4 protein-coding genes are annotated in these 5074 nt (G+C 46.4%); 3 read left to right on the top strand and 1 reads right to left on the bottom strand.

Annotated elements, in window-relative coordinates; translation table 11 throughout:
* Nucleotides 1-180 precede the first annotated feature (180 nt).
* The gene (locus KGF65_RS16320; protein WP_050338072.1) at nt 181-717 is read right to left on the bottom strand and encodes a phenolic acid decarboxylase; all 537 of its coding nucleotides are present in this window, start codon (nt 715-717) and stop codon (nt 181-183) included.
* Nucleotides 718-832: 115 nt separating this feature from the next.
* On the opposite strand from KGF65_RS16320, the gene KGF65_RS16315 reads away from it, so the two are divergent.
* The 3 genes from KGF65_RS16315 to adhE all read left to right on the top strand — a co-directional run bounded on the left by KGF65_RS16315 (nt 833) and on the right by adhE (nt 5021).
* Nucleotides 833-1387, top strand: coding sequence for a PadR family transcriptional regulator (locus tag KGF65_RS16315; protein ID WP_050338073.1), 555 nt, complete (start codon nt 833-835; stop codon nt 1385-1387).
* Between the two features lie 264 nt (nt 1388-1651).
* Complete coding sequence (locus KGF65_RS16310) at nt 1652-2113, top strand: universal stress protein (RefSeq protein ID WP_050338074.1); 462 nt, start codon at nt 1652-1654, stop codon at nt 2111-2113.
* Between the two features lie 304 nt (nt 2114-2417).
* Nucleotides 2418-5021, top strand: coding sequence for a bifunctional acetaldehyde-CoA/alcohol dehydrogenase (gene adhE, locus KGF65_RS16305; RefSeq protein WP_216748746.1), 2604 nt, complete (start codon nt 2418-2420; stop codon nt 5019-5021).
* Nucleotides 5022-5074 lie beyond the last annotated feature (53 nt).

The following is a 5074-nucleotide window of genomic DNA, read 5'->3' as shown; positions in this document are numbered from 1 at the left end:
GGTGTTGACGTTATGGGTGTGAAACAAGCGGGATAACTGCTAAGCAGGTCGACTGCAGAACTCAAGTGATTCTAACCAGCAAAATTGGTGCTTAGGGTCGCAAGGCTGATGCTACGGGTAAGCTTAGTCCCGTTATCGCTACTGTACCCAATTGTTCCCTACAATGTTTCACGTGAAACATTATTTGTTTACGCGGTGATAGTTTTCATCAAAGTACTTACCAGCACGGATTTCATCTGGTAAACCAGAGTAAGGCGCTTCGCTGATGACGTCTTCGTTATTTTGACCAGCATCACCCATGTAAGTGATGTGGGCAAATTCTGGAACAACTAGTTTTGGATAAGTCGCGTACTTTTCACGAGACTGTTCCATTAAATCAATGTGTTCGTTTTGGAACGTGACCGTGATTTCAGGATGGTCTTGGACCCACTTAGGGAAGAAAATCGTCCCGTTTAATTTGTTTTCGTTAGGCAAGAAGTCAAGGGCGACATCGGTACCAGTTGGTTCTGTCCAGGCAACTTTGTAAATGCCGGGTGTCAACATGACGATGTTCGCTTCTTGATCCTTGACCCACCGACCGGCGACCATGCCACCGTGAATCCGGTAGTCAACGGTGTGGTCGTTTTTCGCGTACCATTCATATTCCCAACCGTTGTCGTAAGTGTAAATAAAGTGGGTGCCGAGGAAGTCATCTAGCGTTTTAAATTCTTTCGTCATTTAAATTACCTTCTTTTAAAAATATATGTCATTTAAAACGTGTAAATTATTACATGTTTTAATCAACAAGGTTAGTGTATACTGTTATCAAAGAATCGTCAAGGAGGAATATCCAATGGCGCAAAAAAATAAGTTGCAATTTATTATTCTAGGGTTGTTAAATCAACAACCGTTAACGGGTTACGACCTGACGAAGGCCTTTGATGATGAGATCGGGGAATTCTGGCAAGCCCAACATAGTCAAATTTATCCGCAATTAAAACGCTTAGAAGAGCAGGGCTACGTGACCCATGAAATCACCGTCAGTGGCGAAAAGTTGGAAAAGAAGCTCTACCACGTGACGACAACTGGTCGCGATTTACTCCATGAGTGGATCAGTATCGGCACGCCGGATTTGACGGCCACTAAGGACGAATTTATTTTAAAACTCTATTTCATTCAAACGAATCAAGATCCGCGTTTGCGCGAGATGCTTACCGAACAACTGACCTTGCACACAGCCAAGCTGACTCACCTGCAGCATCGACTCGAGAGCGTGTTTCCAAAACCAGCGACTGCGAAGCAACACTATGGTCATTATTTGATCTTGCAACACGCGATCGGCCGTGAGACGTACTACGTTGACTGGCTTAAGCAGACACTGCAGGCATTACCGAAGAAGTCGGAATAGGCGCATACTGGCGTGACGGTGGCATCAGGCGACTAGTGTGATTGGTACATTGACGTTCGCGTACCGTTTGGTTTGGCAGTCGATGGTAGTTTTCAAGCAGATGTCGCGGGTCAACCAGGGAGTAGCAGGCGTGTGTTGAGCCGCGGCGATGATTTAAGCTGCCGGCGAGTGTGCCTCTGGTGAGAAATCGTCCGTTAGGGGTGTGAAACTGGTATAATGACAGTGGTCAATATCAATTCAACTCAATGAGACGAGGAGATTACTATGGAAAACTCAAAAATGCAAGAACCACTCGTTTATCGACGAATTCTGCTTACCGTTGATGAGGACGACAATACTTCATCTGAACGGGCCTTCCGTTACGCAACGACATTGGCCCGCGATTACGACGCACCGCTGGGGATTTGCTCGGTGCTGGAAAGCGAAGATATTAATATTTTTGATTCACTGACCCCGTCGAAGATCCAAGCCAAGCGTAAGCACGTTGAAGAAGTCGTCGCTGAATATGTTCAGCTTGCTGAACAACGTGGCGTCAAACGGGTCGAACCACTGGTTTATGAAGGTGGCGACGTGGATGATGTGATCTTGGACCAAGTGATTCCAGACTTCAAACCTGACTTATTAGTCACCGGTGCGGATACGGAATTTGCTCACTCTAAGATTTCGGGCGCAATTGGGCCCCGGTTAGCACGAAAAGCCCCAATCTCCGTTATTGTGGTCCGTTAAAGCGGTCCAACAGGTGGCATCGACTGATGTCATGGTGACGCAATTTATATAACTAAAAAGAATCGTGGTCCGACAGGTTAGTCGTCGGTGACCGCGATTCTTTTTTAGTTTGTCTTGTTCATTAATGAACTTAACGATCGAAAAAACTTTATTGGTGACAAACGCCGTTAAATAGGCAATTTCATTATTATTTATAGATTTAAAATCAATTATTTTATAATTTATTGTTGCATTGTGAGCAAGGATAGCTATAATGGGGTTTGTAAATTAATTCACAAAGGATTTGAAATGGAGGAAGCACTTCATGATTAAGACAGAAAAGAACCAAACCACCAAGGTTACCGACGAAGTAGACCAGTTAGTTCAACGTTCAAAGAAAGCATTGGCCGTTTTAAAATCGTATACACAAGAACAAATTGATGATCTATGTGAAAAAGTTGCAGTCGCTGCACTTGATAATCATATGAAACTCGCCAAGTTGGCCGTTGAAGAAACTGGCCGTGGGGTGGTTGAAGATAAAGCCATCAAGAACATCTACGCCAGTGAATATATTTGGAACAGCATGCGCCACGACAAGACCGTTGGCGTCATCAAAGAAGACGATGAAGAACAACTAATGGAAATCGCTGAACCAGTCGGGATCGTGGCCGGGGTCACTCCCGTTACGAACCCAACTTCAACGACAGTCTTCAAGACTTTGATCTCCTTGAAGGGGCGTAACACGATCGTCTTTGGTTTCCATCCACAAGCTCAGAAGTGTAGTTCCGCGGCCGCTGATGTGATGCGTGAAGCCATCAAAGCTGCCGGTGGTCCTGCCGATGCCGTTTTATATATCGAACATCCAAGTATTGAAGCGACGGATGCGTTGATGCACCATACCGACGTGGCAACGATCTTAGCCACTGGTGGTCCAAGCATGGTTACCGCGGCCTACTCATCAGGTAAACCAGCCTTAGGTGTTGGCCCTGGTAACGGCCCGACCTACGTTGAAAAGACGGCTGACATTAAGCAAGCCGTTAACGACATTGTGTTATCCAAGACGTTTGATAACGGGATGATCTGTGCCTCTGAAAACAGCGCCATTATTGATAAAGAAATTTATGCGGAAGTCAAAGCAGAATTTATTCGTCTCGGTTGCTACTATGTTAAACCTAAGGACGTTCAAGCTTTGAGTGATGCCGTTATCGATCCTAACCGGCATACGGTTCGGGGGCCAGTCGCTGGGAAGACTGCTTACGAAATTGCCCAAATGGCTGGATTAAAGGATGTTGCTAAGGATTGCCGCGTCTTGATTGCCGAAATCAACGGTGTCGGGGTCAAATACCCATTATCTGGCGAAAAATTATCACCAGTTTTGACCGTTTACAAGGCTGATTCACATGAAGCTGCGTTCAAACGGGCCGATGAATTACTTCATTATGGTGGTTTAGGCCATACTGCTGGGATTCACACGACTGATGATGATTTGGTCAAGGAATTCGGCCTTCAAATGCCAGCTTGCCGGATCTTAGTGAATACACCATCTTCAGTAGGTGGTTTAGGAAACATCTACAACAATATGGAACCTTCATTAACACTGGGCACGGGGTCATATGGTGGCAACTCGATTTCTCATAACGTTACGGATATGGATCTGATTAATATCAAAACTGTGGCAAAACGGCGTAATAACATGCAATGGGTCAAAATGCCTCCCAAAGTCTACTTCGAACGCAATTCCGTTCGCTACTTGGAACACATGGCTGGGATTAAAAAGGTTTTCCTAGTTTGTGACCCTGGGATGGTGGAATTTGGCTACGCTGACCGTGTAACGGCTGTCTTGAACAAGCGGACGGATCCGGTCGATATCGATATCTTCTCTGAAGTTGAACCTAATCCATCGACGGATACGGTTTACAAAGGGGTCGCACGGATGAAGGCCTTCAAGCCAGATACGATCATCGCCCTTGGTGGTGGTTCCGCAATGGACGCGGCCAAAGGAATGTGGCTCTTCTATGAACATCCAGAAGCTTCCTTCTTAGGTGCTAAGCAGAAGTTCTTGGATATTCGGAAACGGACCTACAAAGTTCCCGTATCTGAAAAGGTCACCTATATTGGGATTCCGACGACTTCTGGGACGGGTTCTGAAGTGACGCCATACGCCGTTATTACGGACTCCAAGACGCACGTTAAGTACCCAATCACCGACTACGCAATGCAACCAGACATTGCCATCGTTGACCCACAATTTGTTGAAACGGTGCCAAAGCGCACGACTGCTTGGACTGGTCTGGATGTCATCACCCATGCTACTGAAGCGTACGTTTCAACGATGGCCTCTGACTACACGCGTGGCTGGTCAATTGAAGCCTTACAATTAGCCTTCAAGTACTTGAAAACTTCTTATGATGGCGACAAGAAGGCCCGTGAGAAGATGCACAATGCGTCAACCTTAGCCGGGATGGCCTTTGCCAACGCCTTCTTAGGAATTAACCACTCCATCGCGCATAAATTAGGTGGGGAATTCAACTTACCACACGGGTTAGCGATTGCCATCACTTACCCACAAGTTGTGCGCTACAATGCTGAGATTCCAACCAAGTTAGCAATGTGGCCGAAGTACAACCACAACACTGCCTTAGCCGACTACGCCAACATTGCCCGGGCCTTAGGGTTACCAGGTAAGACGGACGAGGAACTCAAGGAAAGCTTAGTTAAAGCCTATATCGACTTGGCTCACTCAATGGATGTCACCTTATCCCTGAAAGCCAACCGGGTTGAAAAGAAGCACTTTGACGCCACCGTCGACGAATTAGCCGAATTGGCCTATGAAGACCAATGCACGACCGCAAACCCTCGCGAACCTTTAATCAGTGAATTAAAGGCGATCATCGAACGCGAATGGGACGGCCAAGGTACTGAAAAATAGCCCTTTGTGAATTAAGGGAGCCCTCGCTCGGGTGAGCGGGGGCTTTTTTGAGG

Source organism: Lactiplantibacillus sp. 30.2.29, from assembly GCF_018991255.1.
Classification (GTDB): domain Bacteria; phylum Bacillota; class Bacilli; order Lactobacillales; family Lactobacillaceae; genus Lactiplantibacillus; species Lactiplantibacillus pentosus.
Note: the sequence above shows the minus strand (reverse complement) of the source record. Positions and strands in the feature narration are given on the sequence as shown.